Here is a 19,611-nt window from a genome sequence, read left to right as displayed (position 1 = left end):
ATCAGCAACCGTGCCGAACCGCCCCGCGTTTCTTCACCGCTCGCGGGCTCAATACCCGCCAGCCTCAGGATCCGGCCAGAAACCGGATTGCCACCGCGATTCGGAACGATCAGGCCGCCTGACTGACTCCGTGCTCGATCAGGTGCGCGAACTCGGCCCGGTAATGCTTGAGAAAACTCTGCACCGGCATCGCCGCGGCGTCTCCCAAGGCACAAATGGTGCGCCCGCCGATACGCCCGGCAACACTCTCGAGCAGGTCCAAATCCTGTGCACGACCCTGACCGGCGGCGATGCGCCCCACCACCCGCGCCAGCCAGCCGGTACCCTCCCGGCAGGGGGTACACTGACCACAGGATTCGTGCATGTAAAAGTTCGACAGATTCGCCAGGACCTTCACCATGCAGGTGCCCTCGGCGATCACGATCACCGCCCCCGAGCCCAGCATCGAACCCGCCTTGGCGACGCTGTCATAGTCCATGTCGGTCTGCATCATGATCTCACCCGGCACCACCGGCACCGAGGAGCCGCCCGGGATCACCGCCTTGAGCCCTTTCCCGTCCTTGACCCCGCCGGCCATCGCCAGCAGGTCCCGGAACGGCGTGCCCAGCGGAACCTCGACGTTGCATGGGTTATTCACATGCCCGGTGATGGAAAAAAGCTTGGGCCCGCCATTGTTGGGCCGCCCCTGCTCCAGAAACCACTTGCCGCCCTTCTCCAGGATCACCGGCACCGAGGCCAGTGATTCGGTATTGTTGATCGTCGTCGGACAGCCGTAGAGACCGACCTGCGCCGGGAAGGGCGGCTTATAGCGCGGCTGCCCTTTCTTGCCTTCGAGCGATTCCAGCAGCGCCGTCTCCTCGCCGCAGATGTAGGCCCCCGCGCCCAGATGGGTGTACAGATCGAAGTCCACCCCGGAGCCCAGGATATCGCGACCAACCAGCCCGGCGGCATAGGCCTCCTGCAGTGCGCCATCGAAGCGCTCGATGGGCTCGTAGAACTCGCCGCGGATATAGTTGTAACCGACCGTGGCGCCGATGCAGTAGCCGGCGATCACCATCCCCTCTATGAGTTGGTGGGGGTTATAGCGCAGGATGTCCCGGTCTTTGCAGGTGCCGGGTTCGCCCTCGTCTGAGTTACAGACGATGTATTTCTGACCCGGCGCGCTGCGCGGCATGAAACTCCATTTCAGCCCGGTCGGGAAGCCGGCGCCGCCGCGACCGCGCAGGTTGGACAGCTTGAGTTCCTCGATCAGGGTCGCCGGGTCCAGCTTTTCACGCAGGATGCGCTCCCATTGCACATAGCCGCCCAGACTGCGATAGGCCGCCAGGGTAAAGCGCTCGGCCGCGGGCAGGTGCATGGTGCGGAAGCAAACCGTATTCTGTTGTGCCGCCATGATGGTTACTCGAGCCCCTCGATCAACAGGTCCAAGGCATCCGGCGTCAGATGTTCATAGTAGGTCTTGCCGATCAGCACCGCCGGCGCGTCCCGGCAGGCTCCCAGGCACTCCGCCTCTTTGAACGTGAAACGGCCGTCAGCAGTCGTCTGTCCAGGCTTGACCTGGTACTTGTGCTCAATGTGGTGGATCAGTTCCTCGGAGCCGTTCAGCATGCAGGAGATGCTGTTGCAGACACACACCTTATGCTTCGCGGTCGGCGTCTGATCATACATGCTGTAGAAGGTCGCAACCTCGTAGACGGCGACCTCCGGCATGTCCAGATACGCGGCGACAGCGTCCATCAGCTCTCGCGTCAACCAGCCGCCGTTCGCCTCCTGGACCAGGGTCAGGGCCGGCATCACCGCGGATTGCTTCCACTCCGGCGGGTATTTGGCGATATGGGTGTCGATCGCTGCACGGATCTCGGACGTGAACAGGGTCGACTTGTCCCGGTCGTGAATCACACCTAAGGGGGCGTTGCGAAAACTCATCAGCGATCGATCTCCCCGAACACGATATCCAGAGTCCCGATAATGGCCACCACATCGGCCAGCATATGGCCCCTGGCCATCTCATCGAGCGCGGCCAGGTGAGGGAAACCGGGGGCACGGACCTTGAGCCGATACGGCTTGTTGGCACCATCGGAGATGATGTAGCAGCCGAATTCGCCCTTCGGAGCCTCCACCGCGGCGTACACCTCGCCGGGCGGGGTGCAGTAGCCTTCGGTAAAGAGCTTAAAGTGGTGGATCAGGGCTTCCATGTCCTCTTTCATCGCCTCACGGCTCGGGGGCATGACCTTATGATCATCCACCGCGACCGGTCCAGGATGCGTGCGCAGCCATTCCACGCATTGCCGGATGATACGATTGGATTGGCGCATTTCCTCCATGCGAACCAGATAGCGATCGTAGCTGTCGCCATTGACCCCGACCGGGATATCGAAATCCATCAGCGCGTAAGCGGCATAGGGCTGCTTCTTGCGCAGATCCCACTCCACGCCGGAACCGCGCAACATCGGACCGGTGAAACCCAGTTGCCGCGCCCGCTCCGGAGAAACCACGCCGATCCCGACCGTACGCTGCTTCCAGATGCGATTGTCGGTGAGCAGGGTCTCGTATTCGTCCACGCAGGCCGGGAAGCGGTTGGTGAAGTCCTCGATGAAGTCCAGCAGCGAACCATGGCGCGCGTCGTTGCGCCGAGCCTGGTGCTTGCTGCTGTGCCATTTGGTGCCGCCCGCCTGGTATTGCGGCATCAGCCCCGGCAGATCCCGATAAACCCCGCCCGGACGGTAATAGGTGGCGTGCATGCGCGCACCGGAGACCGCCTCGTAGCAGTCCATCAGGTCTTCACGCTCGCGGAAGCAGTACAGAAAGACGGACATGGCGCCGATGTCAAGACCATGGGCCCCGAGCCACATCAGATGGTTCAGGATGCGGGTGATCTCATCGTACATCGTACGAATGTACTGGGCACGCTCCGGGGCCTCGACCCCAAGCAGCTTCTCGATGGCCCGCACATACCCGTGCTCATTACACATCATCGATACATAGTCCAGACGGTCCATGTAGCCGATGCTTTGGTTGTAGGGCTTGGTCTCGGCCAGCTTTTCGGTTCCCCGATGCAGCAGACCGATGTGGGGGTCCGCGCGCTCGATCACCTCGCCATCCATCTCAAGCACCAGCCGCAGCACGCCATGGGCTGCCGGGTGCTGAGGACCGAAATTCAGCGTGTAGTTGCGTATTTCAGGCATTGCCCACCCCCGCCCCGGAATGGTGCGCGGCGTAGCGGCTGTCCTCGCGGATCACTTTGGGCACCAGCACGCGCGGCTCAATCTGCACCGGCTCGTAGATCACGCGGCCTTGAGTTGGGTCATAGCGCATCTCCACCTGGCCGGAAATGGGGAAGTCCTTGCGGAAGGGGTGCCCGATGAAACCATAGTCAGTGAGAATACGGCGCAGATCCGGATGGCCGCGAAAGAGGATACCGAAGAGATCGAACGCCTCGCGCTCGAACCAGTTCGCCGACGCCCACACCGGCAGGACGGAATCCACCACGGGCGCACTGCCACCCGCGTAAACCCGCAGCCGCAGCCGCCGGTTATGCACCAGGGACAGCAGGTGGTAAACCACCGCGAAGCGCTGCGGGTCATCCACCACCAAGTCGAGGTCGCGATCGACCCCGCGCCCGAAGCCTGTGCTCGACGCCTCCGCGGTCTCCCACTCGGCCTGACCGTAGGCCGCATAGTCGACCCCGCAGACATCGATCAACTGCTCGAACCGGAAGTCCGCGTGATCATGCAAGATCCGGCAGACCGGGAGCAAGTGCCCGGCCGGTACCACCAAAGTCACCTCGCCATGCGCGATCAGGGTCTCGCATGCATGGTCGGCCAAGTGCGCGGCCAGAGCCGTCGCCAAGGCGCCGCATCTGCCGTTTCGGATCGATGTATCTGTTGCCATGGGTCCTCGGTACAAGCGGAAGGGCTCAGCGGGCGATGGTACTGGTGCGACGTATCTTGTTCTGTAGCTGGAGGATGCCGTACAGCAGCGCCTCGGCGGTCGGCGGACAGCCAGGAACATAGACATCCACCGGCACAATGCGGTCGCAGCCCCGCACCACCGCGTACGAGTAGTGGTAATACCCACCGCCATTGGCACAGGAACCCATGGAGATCACCCACCGCGGCTCCGCCATCTGGTCATAGACCTTGCGCAAGGCCGGGGCCATCTTGTTGACCAGGGTGCCGGCGACGATCATCACGTCCGATTGGCGCGGACTGGGACGGAAAACGATGCCGAAGCGGTCCAGATCATAGCGCGAGGCGCCGGCGTGCATCATCTCGATCGCACAACAGGCCAGCCCGAAGGTCATCGGCCACATGGAGCCGGTGCGCGCCCAGTTGATCAGTTCGTCGGCCGTCGTGGTGACGAAGCCTTTTTCGAGAACGCCCTCTATTCCCATTCCAGCGCCCCCCTTTTCCACTCGTAGACAAAACCGACGACCAGAATCGCCAGGAAGATCACCATCTCCCACAGGCCGTAGACGCCAAGATCACCCAGCACGATCGCCCAGGGGAAGAGGAACGCGATCTCCAAGTCGAACAGGATAAAGAGAATGGCGACCAGGTAATAGCGCACGTCGAATTTCATGCGCGCGCTCTCAAAGGCCGCAAAGCCGCACTCGTAGGGTGAGTCTTTCTCGGCGTCCGGCCGGCGCGGGCCAAGCACGACGCCGAGCAGCATCGCCCCGGCACCCACGAGCACGCCGACGATGATGAAAATCAGGATGGGAAGATAGTTATCGAGCACTGTCACTCCACACCGTGGTTGTTATGTTTTCGCGCTTCACGGTTCAGTCCGACGAGTCTAATGTGCGATTGCGCGCTAAGTCAACAGTAGCGACAACTGATACACATTGCCATTCAACTGGTTAGAAAAACCGCAAAAAAAACGGCAGGCCACTCGCGTGGCATGCCGTTAGGTTGTTGGTGCCGACGGCCAGACTCGAACTGGCACGGCTTACGCCACTACCCCCTCAAGATAGCGTGTCTACCAATTTCACCACGTCGGCTAAAAACTGTTCACCTCAGGTCTGCCATATCACTTTGCCGGAGCCGTGTCCGAGTCACCGACCGGGGCCGAGGGCACCGCGTCGGGAGTCTTTTCCACATTCGGCGGCACCATCGGTACGTCCACCGACGACTGCGCAGGCGGCGCAGGCGGCGCAACCCCTTCCGGCGGCGCCTTGATCACTGGAACCTCGGCACCCGGCGCCGGGGTGACCGGTGCCACGGTGCCGGGAATTGCCGGGATGTCGGAACCGCTCGGTGCCGGAACGCCCCCGGGGACAACTGGAACCTCCGAAGGCTTGGACGCCGGCTTTTCAACCGGAATCGGGACAGGGGCCGGGGCGGAGACCACAGTCCCATCGACCGACTCCATCAACCCCGCCGGCTTCCCGCCCTTGGCTGCATAATACGCTAATGCCATACTGGTTAGGAAGAACAGCGCCGCGATAATTCCCGTTGCACGCGAGAGGAAGGACCCCGACCCACGCGCGCCAAAAACAGTCGCCGAAGCCCCGGCCCCGAAGGCCGCACCGGCATCGGCGCCGCGCCCGTGCTGAATCAGCACCAGGCCGATCAGGCCGAGCGACAGAAACACTTGAACGACGGTCAGGATGGTCTGCATAAAATCTCTCGAGCGCCCTGTTCCACCTACCAATAAACTCAGATTTTAAATCCAGGCTTTAGACTCTGGGCTTAAGCGTCAGGTTCTCCACTACCGCCGGTCCGACGGGATACCGGACATCAGGGCGCAGAAATAATCATGTTCGCGGAGACCTGACCGGCGTCGCAAGACAGCCGGTCAGCGCGCCGCATGCTACTTCGCCGCGGTATCGCCCGCCTTGGCAATCGCCAGGAAATCCGCTGCGACCAGCGCGGCACCACCGATCAGACCGCCGTCGATATCCGGCTGGGACAGCAATTCGAGGGCATTGCTGGCCTTCATGCTGCCGCCGTACAGAATGCGCGTCTTGGCCGCGATCGGGGCACTGTGACCGGCCAGCCGGTTGCGAATGAAGGCATGAACTTCCTGGGCCTGGGCCGGCGTTGCCGTCTTCCCGGTGCCGATCGCCCACACGGGCTCGTAAGCTACTTCGAGGACATCGAAGGCGCCGATCCCGCTGATCTGGATGATCGCGTCGATCTGGCCGCCAACCACCTTTTCCATGTCGCCGCGCTCACGCTCTTCCAGGGTCTCACCCACACACAAGATCGCCGTCAGGCCAGCCGCGTGCGCCGCGGCGAGTTTCTTGGCGACCAGCGCATCGTCCTCGCCGTACATGGCCCGCCGCTCGGAGTGGCCGACGATGACATACTTACAGCCGAATTCGGCCAGCATGGCGCCGGCGACCTCGCCGGTGAAGGCCCCGCTCGCCTCGGTGCTGAGGTTCTGCGCACCCAGACGGACGCTGCTGCCGGCCAGCGCCTGCGCGGCCATCTGCAGGAACGGATAGGGCGGACACACCGCCACCTCGCTACGCTGGATGGCACCCGCGCCAGCGACGACTTCGGCCAACAGCCGCTCGACGCTGGCCTTGGTCCCGTTCATCTTCCAGTTACCGGCAATCAGTGGCTGGCGCATCATAAATCTCCCAAAAATAGAGCCCGGCAATTTATCCGGATCAGACGTGGAAATCAACCGAAACCTTGCCGTAAACTGCGCACATGAGCAAGGGCAAGAAAAAAACCGACGGCAACTCCACCATCGCACTCAATCGGAAGGCGGGGCATGACTATCACATCGAGCAGCGCATCGAGGCCGGCCTGGCCCTCGAAGGCTGGGAGGTCAAGAGCCTGCGTGCTGGGCGGCTGCAAATCAAGGAGGCCTACGTCAAAATCCTCCATGCCGAGGCCTTCCTGATCGGCTCCCACATCTCGCCGCTGCCGACCGCGTCCACCCACATCAGCCCCGACCCGACCCGCACCCGTAAGCTGCTGCTCAAACGCTCCGAACTCAACCGCCTGATCGGCCAGACCGAGCGCGCCGGCTACACCCTGGTGCCGACCGCCATGTACTGGAAGCGCGGCCGGGCTAAGCTGGAGATCGGACTCGCCAAAGGCAAGAAGCTGCACGACAAACGCGCAAGCGAGAAGGACAAAGACTGGCAGCGCGAGAAGGAGCGGCTGTTCAAGTCCGGCTGAGGCCGGCCGCCGACGATGATAGACCGAGCGGGACTTGGGCTAAACCGCTGTGGGAGCGGCGTCCCGCCGCGATGGGGCCGGGCGCGTCACCGCAACGTTCGCGGTCGCCGCGGCACCGCATCGCGGCGGGACGCCGCTCCCACGGAGAGCATTCATCTTCCGGGATGGCTGATGCTCCTTCCGTGGCTGTTAGTATCTCCAGTGCGCCACTTACGGGCACTGGCCGGGTCGATCATCGAGGCCCGACAACGACGGGTAAAAGTCACGCCGACGGACTTGCCGAAAAGCCCCCGAGCCCCTATAGTCTGAGATGACACTTAGGGGGCGACTTGGTTTCGACGTGGGTCGCGAAACTCGAGGTGCATGCCGAGGTGCGGGTACCTCGTAAAACCGTCCGCAAATTCTAGTTGCCAACGACGACAACTACGCTCTCGCTGCTTAATCCCAGCGGGCCTCTGGCCAGTACTTGCCTGTGGGTGCTGGGTTCCAGGGGTAACAACACATAGGATCGCGGTGACGGGAGTCCGGACCTGAGCTGCTAAAACCTAACGGAATCGCCGACCGTGCGTCCTGCCTTTCGGGCGCGGGAAGGTTAAAAATAATAGAAAGGATAAGCATGTAGTATCCAACGGCAGAGGGCTTGCGGACGCGGGTTCGATTCCCGCCGCCTCCACCAAGCACAGAACCTCAACCGATTTCGGTTGGGGTTTTTTTATGCCCATCTCTTTGTCACGTTATGCGCTATCGTCTGCTGCTTGTGGGTCACTCATATAGTCGTCGGACGTTATAACCGGACGTAGGGGCGGGTTTCAAACCCGCCCCTACACCAAGGGTCTGTCCGGATATCAGGTTGGAAGGCTATAGCAGTCCCTGTCGCTTGGCTTCTTGCCAAACAAAAGGAGACTTCTGCCTCAAGTATTCAGCCGGCAAGCAATACTCCAGATAGTCTTGGTACCAACATGTGCGTAGCTCTCGACACGGCGGATCATCAAGCCCAAGTCTCGCGATGGTCTCTTCCACGATACGCATCGAACGTGCTTCAAGCCGAGGGTTAGGATAAATATGCCCCGTTGAAAGCTGCAATCGAAACAGGTCTGGCGCAAGGAAAAAAGGGTCCAGGACGTCGTTGTACTCGCGCTTACGGCTATTCATTGTCGAACACGCCAACCGGTAGTTACTCCATTCGTATGCCAAGCCAGCATGACTGGACTTCGCAATGAAATGATCCACGCTACCGCCACCCATTACACGCTCGAAAAAGACACCCAGGTAAGCACAAATTCCGCCATAGGCCTGATGCAGGTCCGTCAAGCACGCACGCCAGTAAGGCTCAATTTTTGCCTTCGGGGGCAAGGGCTGATCCAAGGGAATTCCTTTCTTTCTGAGATGCGCCAGACCTTTCTTGCGAACTTCGGCATCAAAATCAGTTGGTTCGGGCTGTGCTGCAATAGGGATCATCACAACCACCCCTGCTTCTCGCCGACGAAGCGCCAGCGAACCCAAAACGGATCGGTGTCGCCCAGCAGCGTGCGCAACTTCACGTCAAGCGCTTTAGCCTTTGCGTGGTCAATCACTTCTTCCGACAAGATTTGCGCCGCCTGCTCTAACACGTCTTCGACTTCAAGGGACCGGGCGCTGCCCAAATCAAATGCCTCGCTCACCAGCCATCGCGACACATCACCAAGACGCACAAAGCGCCGGTTACTGAACACTACAGTGGGGGTCCTGTTGCCCTGATGACGCACCAAGTCCAAGTCCCACCAAGTATCCTGCTGATCGTCAAACTGTGGTTCGACTGAGGCCATGATCAGCGGCGAATGAGTCACTGCAATCAACTGAACCTTAGCGGAAGTCGTTAACTTCGCCATCACCTGCATCAGCGCAGGAACCACCGTGCGCTGCCATCTTGGATGGAGGTGGGATTCCACTTCATCGATCAGAAAGGTCGTCTTGGTTTCGGGTTCTTCACCCAACAATTCCTTGGCCTTTAAATGTTCTTCCCAACACCAAACCAGGAAATAGGCTAGGGAGATGATCCGGCGCATGCCCGACGAGGCATGCACGACCGCCACGTCCTGCCCGTAGGGCATTTTCAGTGTCGGCATATCACGTACATCGTCCAGACTGATGCGAGTCAGCGCGCCTGGTTGGAGCCGCTCCGCCGAAGAGGGCGATAGCGACGCCAACACCGCCACCAGGTAGTCCAAAGCCCGGCCCTTTTCCTTTTGCCAACTCGCCCAGTCACGGATCAAACCATTACAAAGCCAGGAGCCATCATCACGTTGCAACCCATCCCAGACCTCTTTGGGGCTGAATACATAGGCCGGGGGGCGATCCAAGGCATCGTCTGCCCTGGTTTTCCAATAGTTACGCGCAGGATCCCACACTGCAAAGCTGCCATCGGCCATGGCGTAGAAAACCAAGCCGGGATTGGCGGGCCGACCGCGCGGAATGTTCCAACTCTGCAGCCGCGGCTCAAAAGCAATCACATTCGCCTTCGTTTTTGAAACACCGGTAAAAGAGAAGCCAATCTCCGCTTTTTTCTTCTTATCAGTGGGGAGTGCTATCTTGCCCGCCGTCAGTTTCGGATTCACTTCAGCAGGCCATTTTCGCGTCATCGCCCACCAGGCAATGTCGAGCAAAAAGCTCTTGCCAAGACCATTATCCCCAGTAATCAGATTCAGGCGCGTGCCAAACTCCAGCGCGGTGTCGGCCGGGCCAATGTTTGTCAATTTCAAGTGTTTTAGCATGGTTTTATCCTGCGGTCCAGACAGGGTTGTTCTCTTCGATGTCATCAAAGATCTCGCACCCCATCATGCCTGCCACCAGTCGGGCGCCGTTTCGTCCCGAATACTCCAACCGTCCACAGCCTTGATGCCATAGCGGTACGTTGCGAAGGGGACGAGTGCTTCGGCCGGGGCACAACCTCCGTGGTAGCCATTGCGCTTGCCGGCATAGCGCAACTTGCTGTTCCAAGCCAGAACAACCTCATCCATGCCGCTGGCAGCCTTGATTCGCTTACTCTTCAGGGCAATCTCGCCGGGATAGGACTCCAGATTCGGTTCGCGCCATCGCGCATTCGGACTTGCGCCTTGCATCATCGTGTCTTGGTCAAGGACGTGGCCATGGTCGCTGGTGAATATCACGAGCCGGTCGGAGGACCGTGCTTCCGCCAGCAGTGCGTCCAGTCCCTTGAACTGTGCGATATCCCAGCGAAGTCGCAATTGGTCGGATTTCATCAAGTGGTCGTCCACCGCATTGATCACCACGGCAACGACCCGCTGCCGCGTGTCGCTCAGGGCTGTTCTCAGATCATCCGAAAGGGTGACGCCGGAACTGTCGAGCAAGTCTCGCTTGTGAAAAATCGCCGGCGGCTTGCCCGCTACCGACGGGGCAACGAGCGAAGGGTAGGCACTGAATGCTGACCTCTCCGTCGCTGCTGAACCCGCGCAAGCGCTGCCGCAAAGCAGCGAAGTCCTGGATGCCTCTGTTGTGGACGGCAACATGGCCAACAAGGTTGAGCATGTCCCCTCGCCACGTTCGAACTGAACCCAGCCATGATCGGTCAGGCTGTGGTGCAGCTCAAGGAACACGGGGATGCTCATTCCATCCACGACGATGAGTAAGCTGCGCCCGGCCATGGCGATCGGTGCGACGCACGTGTCGAGCGCGTCCTCGATCGCAATCAAAGAGGTCCCGTTTGGCTGATCAGCCGTCAGCGACTCGGCGAACTGGCGATCGAACAAATCCCTGCGAGCACGCGTATTCTCGCGCAGCAGTCCATAGGCGTTCGCCAAGTCAGCGGAGTCGTCGCCCTCCAGCAGGACCGTCAGCGCCCAGTCCACCCACGCAATCTCGTTGCGATACTGCTCGGCCAGCATGTCCAATGCCGAGGGAAAGGCATTGGCGGTCTGCGTGAGCCAGCTCACCAGCCGGACAGCCATCTTGCATCGGAGCGCAGAGCGACTGTTCAGTACCGGTCCGCGATGGGCCATCAGACGCCCAAACCGCGAGATGGCCTCGACCAAGTTGAGTTCGTTCAACGCGCCAGCGAAGGCCGTTGTCTTCTCGCGCAGTGCCGCGCTCCCGTACCGTGCATGTGCCGCCAGTGACTCTGCCTTCAGTTGCGTCACCAAGGACTCATACCTGGCAACCTCTTGCTGTTTAGCCGCCGCTGTGGCGCGGTCGAACCAGGCGTCGGCTGCTCCAGCCAGTTGATGTGTGGTGTGCGAGGAGATCGTCAGTCCATCGAACAGCACTTCGAGCCGGGCTGCAACCTTTGCCCGATTGGCTTCGGTCCCGGCGGCCTTGTCTTCCAAGGCTTCACAAAGCATGGCGATGGCGACCAACGCGTCGGCACTGCCAGTCTCGATGGCCGCAAAGACGAAGCTCACCAGTTCGCCGAGCGTCTCGCAAAGTTGTTGGACTGCTTCCTGACGCGCGGTGTCTTCCAGCGTCTTGAATTGCTCTCGCCGTTGGGCATCGCCGGCCCACTTCAGCAGGTCAAGTTCGGTCGGCGGATAAGACTCGAAGCCCAGCACGACCCGGAACAGCTCTTTCCACGCGCGGTCCTGATCCAGCACGAGCGACCGAACTGGCGCATAGCCATCAGCCGGCATGTAGCGCACGAGCAGTTCAGCCAACCAGCGGTGGCGGGCCAATCGCGGATCAATATGCGCTGCCCGAAACAGAGCCAAGACGGTCTGCCACAGGTCGTGCGTGATGGCGCGCCGCTTGGCGCAACGGGCCAGTACGTCAGAGCCCAAGTCACTCTCATTGCCGCAGAACAGCAAGATCACGGGCGTCGTGCTCGTTGAATGGCGGCGCATGGCGTCACGAACCGACAACGGGGAACTGCAGGCCGCCACTGGCCAGCGCTCGGCGTTCACATCCACCGCCGTACCAGCGAAGGCATCCGGCGGCAGCCGCAGCAGAATGAATCGTGCGGGCGGGTCTGCCTCATGGGCCTGCTTGGCCTGAAGACTGATCTGGTGAGCCGGAACCTTCATTCCTGTTCCCGGATCACGATCTGAATATCCACACTGACTTCACCCAGCCCCTCAAGCAGCGCGCGCGCGTCGGCCAATGCCTTCAGGGCATCGGTCTTCACCAGCCTGGAGCGCTCAATGCGCTGCGCAGCTTTCATACCGGGTTCCGGCGGCGGCTCAGGAATGGGCTGAGGCCGCGGGCTCGGCGGCGTCGCCCGGTTGGCGACATCGGCCATCAGCGTTCCCGCATCGCGTTCGAACTGTGCGACCGCGGTTTGGAGTGCATCGACGTATTCGTAGCGAAGAACGGCGTGCGCAAGGCTTTCCAGAATCTGGTTGGCGCGCGGCGCAAACGCACCGCTGCCGCTCGCGATCGAGCGCAGGCTGTTGACCAGGTATTGCTTGGCCTCGACCCGCGCCAGCGCCTGGACTCCACCAAGAACCGCCTTGGCTTCGGCGATCTCTTCGGTACTGAAATCCAGCCTGGACACGCTCGTGACGAGGTCAATCTCGGAACTGCTGCATTCCATGGCGGCAAACCAGTCGCGCAGGCGTATCGCACCGGTTTTACGAAGGGCGGGTTCGCCACCGGCTACAACATCGGTCTGCACCAAGGTCATCAACTGATCGACCACACGCACGTAGCTCTGCAGATGGGCTGCCGTGTCGGTGACCCGCCGGCGTGCCGCGCGAGAAAACTCCACCAACCCCGGCGCCGACCGATACAACGCGGCCATGGCCGGGTCCAGCATCTCTCCAGCGAGCTTGGTGGCCTTGTCCCACTCGGTTGTCGTCGGCAAGGGCTGCTCGCGCACTTCACATTCGTTGGGCACGTTGCCGATTTCGCCCTTGAACGGTTGGCCGAAGCGGTACAAGGAGCGATTGCTCTTGGCCAACCAGGTCAGGATCACCAGGTCTTGCAGGTCTTCGCGCAGCCCGCGCCGGTCGGGAAGGTCCAGCCAGCGGCGCAGATCGGTCACGGTGGGCTCGTGGCCTGACTGCTGGGCGATCTGTCGCGCGAAGTGCTGCGACCAGTCATCACGCAACTGCAACGCCGCTTCGCCGACCTCGGCCAGATCGAGCCTGGGTGCGATGCGCTTGGCGTCGTCCCGCAGGGAGGCTTCGAGTTCCACCCGATGGGCGGGCTTCTGGGCTGCCAGCACCATCAGATCCGCGAGGCGTTTGACCGCGATCGGCCTGGGTTCGGCATCAAAGTGCGGGTGGGCCGGAAACTCGTAGTCCAGCGCTTGTTCGGTCAGCTTCTCGAACGCATCTTTGAAATTGGCTGCGACCGGGGGGCGCAAGACCAACGAAGGATCGAGGCTGAAATAGTGCTCGTCGAGCGTTTGCGCGGGGTCCAGCGCCTCTTGAGCCACGCTGTTGAGTCCGTAGGCCGAGTTCAGGCAGTTGCGAATGAACTGGCGCAGTTGGTCCCGCTGGTTCGTCAGCAGCACGCGGGCCTGCTCACGGTCGGCCTGCGACAGTTGGCTGGCGTACTGGTCCAGGTTGTTCCCGCGCAGGACGAAATTGATGACCACCAGCCGGCCCAACTGGTCCTGGGTGTTGGGTGACAGAAAGGACGGCAGCCAGGCCATGGAGCGCCCGACCCGACCGTCGTTGAGGAAGCCGTTGATCTTGGCCACATCGTCCTGCGGCCCGTGTTCCGGTTGGTGGTCAAACGGGAAGTCGATCAGGATGCGCCAGATGCCTTCACGCCCCTTCAGGGTGTCGAACGATTGCTCCCGGACATTGCCGAATAGAATCTCCGCGTTGCGGCGCGAGCCGCGCCAACTGATCTCCAGTTCCGGCGGCAGCAGGCTTGAGCCAACGTCAGCGAGTCCCAATCCGTCGGTGATCAGTTGCCTGACCTCGGCCTGCCGGTTCCCCTGCGTGTCGAATGACATCGCATTGGCCAGAATGGCGTCGGTGTCCACTTTGGCGACTTCCACCGACACGATCGGGTTCGGCGAGTCGTCGGCGATCTTGATTTCACCGGCCTGACCCGCCCAACGTTTGAGCTTGGTCAGTACCGTGATGCCCTCGCTGCCGGGCACCGGCGTGCGAATGGTGCCGTGGTTCAGCGCCGCCAGCTTGGTCGGCGTCAGGTTCTTCAGGGCGTCTACCTCGGGGACCAAGGCGGCCAACACCAGGGTCTTGATGAGACGCGCGTCGTTTTGCAGGGCGGCCGCTTTCTTGGCGTCGGCCTTGCCCAGCGCGATGTCTTCCCAGGTCACGCCGTGCTGGGTTTCCAGAATCGGCAACAAGCGACGCCGCCAGAGTTGCTTGGCCTGCTCAAAGAAGAGCTTGATGCCGTGGGTGAAGGGCTCGTCGCCATCGGCAATCACGTCGAACAGATCGCCCACGGGGATCACGTCGCCAATCTCCAGCGTGTCGGCCTTGTCCACCAGCATCTGCAGCATCAGCTTGAGCGCCGTGCGCTCGCGCTGCAGCATCGACGACACGGCGATCAAGGTCTGAACCAGCGCCGGTGTGAACGGATACAGGTCCTGCAACATCTGCTGATCGCCGTCGCGCGTCAGCAGGGTTTGCAGCACCTCGGGCTGGCTGCTGAGCAGCTTGTTGATCGCACCCTTGAGCAGCGCCTCCTCGGCCGGGCCGCGGGTGCGCAGCAAGCGCTTCTTGGCGATCTCCGGCAGGTTGCGGTCCTCCAGGTTCACCTTGTCGAAGCGCGCCTCCCACCATTGCAGCGTGTCGGCAAACGACAACTGCTCCGCACCGGGCATGTGCTCGCCAACCAGTTCGCGCAGATCGCGCTGGCGGGCCATGAAGCTGACAATGGGGGTCGGTCGGTCGGCGTTGTTCGACTCAACCAGCTTCGCCACCTTTTGCCCTTCACGGGCAACCCAGGCCACATCGGCCGCCCGACTGGCGAGCCACAGGATGAACTCGTCCAAGAATAGGATAATGGCGTCATAGCCCAGATCCTTGGCATGATGCGACATCGCCGACAAGCCTTCGTCGAGCGATGTGTACAGCTCGCGCTGCGAGGCCGACAGGTGGCTCACGCTGCCATAGAAGGCGCGGGTCAGCGCCCCGACCAGTTGGAAGCGCTCCCGGCTGCCGGGCGGCACCTTTAGCGTGGCCTCGAAGCGGGCGGCGGCCCAGGTCTGCGTGACACGTCCCCAGCCGCCGCCCCCGGTGGCCGCTCCGGTCCCGCCGTTCAGGGTGCGGAAGAAGGCCTCGTCACCCATGTTCGTGCGCATCTTCTGGGCATCGTTGAGCATGCCCTCACTCTGGTAAAAGCCAGGGCTCGGCGCGTCCGGGTGCAGGCGGGCGGTCAGTTCGGCGTAGCCCGAGAACAGTGCCGACTCCAGCGTCTCGGCATTGATCATGTGGTACGGCACGACCAGGAATTTTTTGCCCTGGGTCCAGCCGTTGTGCTTGGACACCACCGCGGCCAGCTCGGGCTTACCGCGAGCCGTGGCGTCGCCGCGGAGCAGCAGCGACAGGATGACCATGAAGTGGCTCTTACCCGAGCCGAAACTGCCGTGCAGATACGCGCCCTTGCTGATCCGGCTGTCGATCGCACCCTTGACCACACCGAGTGCCTGATCAAAGCACTTCACCAACTGGGGCGTGACGACGTAGTCGCGCACGGTTTCCGCGGGAGCGTTCAAGCCATCCGTCAAGCGAAGGACAAAGTCGCCCTGGTGGACCTGCTCCGGCAGGTCAAAGATCTCGCGCAGCTTTGGCATCTTATTGTATCCCTTTTGATTTGTGTCAGGCCGGCGCGGCTGCGCCGGCACGTCGGCCGCGCGTGCGGCGCACGGGCGCCGGGGGTTTCCAGGCGCGCACCGCCGTGAGCGTCAGCCCGTGCTGGGCCAACTGCGCATCGAGCAGACCTTGCAGGTAGTCGCCGGTGCTCATGCCCAGGTCGTCGTCCATCTCAGGGTGCCATTGGTGGACCCACGGCAGCAGTTCGTCGAGACCAGCCAAGGCAGGCGTCAAGCGCGCCGCGTCCGCGCCTTCGCGTTGCAGCATCTCGTAGAGGTAGCCCGCCAGCGCCAGGGCGCGTGCCTTGGCGTCATAGCCGGCCCACAGCAGCATCGGGCTTCCGGCATCGTTGCTGCGCTCCAACCCTGGGAAACCGACGAAGCGCTCTTTGGGCACATCGAGTGCCCCGCGAAGCTTCCAGCAGACGCCGTCGCGGTAGTCTTCCTGCTTGTACTTCGGAGGGACTGGGATGGAGCCGACTTCCGCGGCCTTGCGGCGGGCCTGTTCCTCTTTGATCACCTCAGGCGGCTCGCCGGCCAATTCCTGGGCCACGTCCGCATCGATTGCATCCTCTCTGCGTTGCAAGGTCCAGGTGTTTTGCCACACCGCGCGCTTGCGCAAACCGCTGTCGGTGTACCGCAGCACATCAAGGTAGGGCACGGCGGCCTGTTGCAGGAGCATGGTCAGGGTCGCATGGGCATCACTGCCGATGCCTGCATACAGGTCCAACGCGCGGCGGAAATGCTCGTCGCCCGAAAGCGCATCAACCAGCTCCCGCACGGAACAAAGGCACGGTGCAGGCTGTGGGTTTCGCGGCCAGAGGTCGGCCGCTTCCAATCGGTCGAGTAGCCAATCTTGAATGGCAGCCTTCTCCAGCGAACCCCAATCCGCACCGGCCCAGCGGCGCTTGTATTCAGGGCGCTCAATGAGAGCCAGGTCCCGCGACTGGCTGATCGCGGCGATACGACGTTCGACCAGGACGCGGTAGTCCGCCGGCCAGTGTGCGGGGCATTCCGTGATGGGTCGGGCGCCGTGACGCTCAAACCAGGTCGTTGACATGGTCCCCGCAGCCAACTGCCGAGCCAATGAAATCTCAAAGGCGCGCTCTCCGAATTGAAGACCGGGGGGCTCCCCTTCACAATTCAGCGCATCGGCCAGTACGCCATAGATGCGGTAGACCTGCCAGTCCAGTTCCTCCTGCCAGGCGATCATCTGACACCGAATACTCTCGGCCTCATTCCTCGCAGCATCCAGTCCAGCGCGGGTTGGCACCGTGGCCGCCAGAACTGCCGCTGGCAGGCGGGCTGCGCGTAGAGAGGCCAGGTTATCGATTCGCTTTGCGATATCGACAGGACGTTCCGTCACCACGGGAAACTGACCAACCTTGGTACTGTTGTGTGCGTAGAAGTCCTCGAATGCAGCCGTTCTTTGACGTGCCCCATGCTGATCGACCGTACTCCCCTTGTTATGACAAACCTGCTTGAACCAAAAACATGCCGTAGAAGAATTTAGCAGGCCGAGGAGTCCAAAATGGTCATCTTCGGTGCTGTTGGCGGGTAGCTTGATGACGGGCGCGGTTCTGTTGAAGACCTTACCGCCCCGGTCGAGGACAAAGTGGTTGTGCGTTGCAACTTCTGCGAGTGTTATCGTCAGCAGAGTCTCGATACGGCGCAGTGCAATCTGATGCCATTCCCACCACGCTCTACCTTCTTCTCGGTAGGTTTTTTTCGCAAACGTAGTCCGGGACCATAGAAAGTTTCTGAAAGGCCATAGATACTTAAACGTGGCTGCATCCGATCGGATGTCAGCCAGTGCGCCATCCTTGTAGGGAAGGATCATGCTTTGCTCTGGCGTCAATTGCCAATCGCGAACCTCATCTCCAGAAACTACAGGTTTAAAGAAATCGTTCTGAAAACCGATGGTCTTCGGCGCATAAAGTGGCAACAAGTACACATCGTCAGCGGCTGAGATTCCAAAGAAACCTGCGTCTACGACCGACGCGCTAAAAACAGCATCGGCCCGACTTTCAAGTTGTTCTCTCAATTCGACAGCCCCGCCCCCATTAATGCTCCAAGGATGTTTTTCGAATAGTGCGCGCTCAGTGTCTGAAACACTAATCCACTCACTGCTGGAATTGCTAAGGTCAATCTGGTTGACGATTGCCGACCACACGACTCCGTGGGCAGGATCAGCGGGTGTCGAGGGCTCGCCGTTGATTCCCATGACCGCACGTATCGAGGATGTAGCTGGTGGTCGATTTCGCCCCATCAAAATAACCGTTGGAGTGCCGTGACCAGGGATATAAGCTCCAGATGTGTCGATAACGTGAGTCAGATCAATTGTTGGGAATATTTCCTCAACGAGTTTCTTGCCGAACTCGCGCTTCATGAATGCATTGCCAACAATCAGGCCAACATAACCTGCTCGCCGCGCGTTGTCGAGAGGCTTTGCCAACGCCCAGAACCTCTCGCAAAACGGCGCGACCATGGCGTACTTGCCATGGCAACTAAAGAAGCGCTCGCGATACAAGGCTGAAACCGCACCATCCTTGACCGTGATATACGGCGGGTTCCCAACCACAGCAGCGTACTTTCTCGCCAGTATCTGATTGGTCGCGGTCAAGTCCTCTGCCGCGAATGCGTGCCGATACAAATGATCAGCAGTCTTCGCCAGATTCTCGTGCGGCGTAGTCAACCCGAGCGGTAATTGTGCCCGTAGGTAGTCCCGCTGATCGAACCCGTGCAACAGGCTGTCGCCGGTCTCGATATGCAGATGGAAGTCCGGCGCAAGTCGCAGCTTGTGCACCTGAGCCATCTTGAGCGCGGCCACCAGCAGTCGGAACCGGGCGATGACCACGGCGTAGGGATTCAGGTCGATGCCCGCGATGCGATCCAGCGCTTCCTGCAAGGCCAGATTGACGTTGTCCGGCCGCTTGCGCAGCCAGCGCGGGGCCAGCCGCTCAAAGGCGCTGAGCAGAAAGTGCCCCGATCCGCAGGTCGGGTCGATCAGATCGACTTCTTCCAGGGTGTAGATGTCGAGCGCCGGGGTGAGCGTCCGGTCCAGGATGAAGGATTCAATGAACTCCGGCGTCTGCAGCAGGGCAAAGCGCTCCCGCGCCGCCTCGGAGAGGTCCTGGTACAGGTCGCCCAGGAAGCGGGTGCTCCAGTCGGGATCGGCGAAGTCGTGAACCAGGGCGCCGCTGTCGGCATTGGTGGCGCGGAAGAGACGCACCAGTTGCTTGCCCAGGTCGGCGGAGACCGGGGCCGTCAGCAACACGCGCTGGACCTTCATGACGTCCGACAGGCCAGGCAGACGGCTCGCCACCGTGAACACGTCGCGCAGGTAGTCGTTGTCCGACGCGGTCGGGTGTTGCAGGTAAAACGCGTCCTGGCGCGCCACGGCGGATTGGCCCCGGGCATCCGTGCCGGCGATCAGCGGCGCGTCGAGCAGGGCGTTGTCTTCGCAGAAGCGCACGAAGACGCAGGCCAGGATCCAGGCCACGGCGGACTGGGTGAACTGCGCCTCGGACCAGGTCTCCACCGCCTCGGCGGTGCGTCCGGCATCACGGGCGGCCTGCCAGTCCGCCGTCAGGCGCTCCCGGTAGTCCGCGTGAGTGGCAAAGCGGCCGCGCAGATCGCTCTCCAGGTCGCGAACCTGAACCTTCAGGTCCGCCAGCAGTTTGGTGCGATTGATCATAACTGCCTTAAACCGCGTCCAGAGTGAACTGGTTAATTTTCATGTTGTGATGG

Annotated in this window: 13 protein-coding genes, 1 tRNA gene, 1 other RNA gene and 1 pseudogene; 2 read left to right on the top strand and 14 right to left on the bottom strand. The window is 61.4% G+C overall.

Features of this window, described 5'->3' with window-relative positions; translation table 11 throughout:
* Window positions 1-109: 109 nt before the first annotated feature.
* The 9 genes and pseudogenes from nuoF to tpiA form a co-directional block, all read right to left on the bottom strand.
* Window positions 110-1,393 carry an NADH-quinone oxidoreductase subunit NuoF gene (nuoF, locus tag QZY03_RS21910; protein WP_295584601.1) on the bottom strand — a complete coding sequence of 428 codons (1,284 nt, stop codon included), beginning with the start codon at window positions 1,391-1,393 and terminating at the stop codon, window positions 110-112.
* A 5-nt stretch (window positions 1,394-1,398) separates the two neighbouring features.
* Window positions 1,399-1,926: an NAD(P)H-dependent oxidoreductase subunit E gene (nuoE, locus tag QZY03_RS21905; RefSeq protein WP_295584598.1), complete on the bottom strand. Its 528-nt coding sequence runs from the start codon at window positions 1,924-1,926 to the stop codon at window positions 1,399-1,401.
* Window positions 1,926-3,185, bottom strand: coding sequence for an NADH-quinone oxidoreductase subunit D (locus tag QZY03_RS21900; protein WP_295584597.1), 1,260 nt, complete (start codon window positions 3,183-3,185; stop codon window positions 1,926-1,928). The genes nuoE and QZY03_RS21900 overlap by 1 nt, the downstream gene beginning before the upstream one ends.
* The gene (locus tag QZY03_RS21895) at window positions 3,178-3,891 is read right to left on the bottom strand and encodes an NADH-quinone oxidoreductase subunit C (protein WP_295584594.1); all 714 of its coding nucleotides are present in this window, start codon (window positions 3,889-3,891) and stop codon (window positions 3,178-3,180) included. The genes QZY03_RS21900 and QZY03_RS21895 overlap by 8 nt, the downstream gene beginning before the upstream one ends.
* A 25-nt stretch (window positions 3,892-3,916) precedes the next feature.
* Window positions 3,917-4,393, bottom strand: a complete 477-nt coding sequence (locus tag QZY03_RS21890; protein WP_295584592.1) for an NADH-quinone oxidoreductase subunit B family protein — start codon at window positions 4,391-4,393, stop codon at window positions 3,917-3,919.
* Window positions 4,384-4,740, bottom strand: a complete 357-nt coding sequence (locus QZY03_RS21885; RefSeq protein WP_295584589.1) for an NADH-quinone oxidoreductase subunit A — start codon at window positions 4,738-4,740, stop codon at window positions 4,384-4,386. Before QZY03_RS21885 ends, QZY03_RS21890 begins: the two co-directional genes overlap by 10 nt.
* A gap of 177 nt (window positions 4,741-4,917) precedes the next feature.
* Window positions 4,918-5,002, bottom strand: a tRNA-Leu gene (locus QZY03_RS21880).
* 395 nt (window positions 5,003-5,397) lie between these two features.
* Window positions 5,398-5,622, bottom strand: a pseudogene (gene secG, locus QZY03_RS32235) (preprotein translocase subunit SecG); the annotation flags it as partial.
* 192 nt (window positions 5,623-5,814) lie between these two features.
* Window positions 5,815-6,579: a triose-phosphate isomerase gene (tpiA, locus tag QZY03_RS21870; RefSeq protein WP_295584620.1), complete on the bottom strand. Its 765-nt coding sequence runs from the start codon at window positions 6,577-6,579 to the stop codon at window positions 5,815-5,817.
* Window positions 6,580-6,662: 83 nt separating this feature from the next.
* On the opposite strand from tpiA, the gene smpB reads away from it, so the two are divergent.
* Both smpB and ssrA read left to right on the top strand, forming a co-directional pair.
* Window positions 6,663-7,139, top strand: coding sequence for an SsrA-binding protein SmpB (smpB, locus tag QZY03_RS21865; protein ID WP_295584584.1), 477 nt, complete (start codon window positions 6,663-6,665; stop codon window positions 7,137-7,139).
* Between the two features lie 320 nt (window positions 7,140-7,459).
* Window positions 7,460-7,815, top strand: a transfer-messenger RNA (tmRNA) gene (gene ssrA / locus QZY03_RS21860).
* A 182-nt stretch (window positions 7,816-7,997) separates the two neighbouring features.
* On the opposite strand, the gene QZY03_RS21855 is transcribed toward ssrA, so the two are convergent.
* From QZY03_RS21855 to pglX, 5 genes are read right to left on the bottom strand one after another with little or no spacing between them, the layout of a single operon-like run.
* Window positions 7,998-8,597 (bottom strand): hypothetical protein, encoded by a 600-nt coding sequence (locus tag QZY03_RS21855; protein ID WP_295584581.1) that lies wholly within the window; start codon window positions 8,595-8,597, stop codon window positions 7,998-8,000.
* On the bottom strand, window positions 8,597-9,934 hold the full coding sequence (locus tag QZY03_RS21850; RefSeq protein ID WP_295584579.1) for an ATP-binding protein: 1,338 nt from the start codon (window positions 9,932-9,934) through the stop codon (window positions 8,597-8,599). The genes QZY03_RS21855 and QZY03_RS21850 overlap by 1 nt, the downstream gene beginning before the upstream one ends.
* Before the next feature lie 18 nt (window positions 9,935-9,952).
* Window positions 9,953-12,148 (bottom strand): BREX-2 system phosphatase PglZ, encoded by a 2,196-nt coding sequence (gene pglZ, locus QZY03_RS21845; protein WP_295584577.1) that lies wholly within the window; start codon window positions 12,146-12,148, stop codon window positions 9,953-9,955.
* Window positions 12,145-15,843: a phage resistance protein gene (locus QZY03_RS21840; RefSeq protein ID WP_295584575.1), complete on the bottom strand. Its 3,699-nt coding sequence runs from the start codon at window positions 15,841-15,843 to the stop codon at window positions 12,145-12,147. Before QZY03_RS21840 ends, pglZ begins: the two co-directional genes overlap by 4 nt.
* Window positions 15,844-15,868: 25 nt before the next feature.
* Window positions 15,869-19,558, bottom strand: coding sequence for a BREX-2 system adenine-specific DNA-methyltransferase PglX (pglX, locus tag QZY03_RS21835; RefSeq protein ID WP_295584573.1), 3,690 nt, complete (start codon window positions 19,556-19,558; stop codon window positions 15,869-15,871).
* Window positions 19,559-19,611 lie beyond the last annotated feature (53 nt).

Source organism: uncultured Lamprocystis sp. (genome assembly GCF_903933125.1).
Classification (GTDB): Bacteria; Pseudomonadota; Gammaproteobacteria; order Chromatiales; family Chromatiaceae; genus Thiodictyon.
The sequence above is the reverse complement of the archived record's forward strand: the minus strand, read 5'-3'. Positions and strand labels throughout refer to the sequence as shown.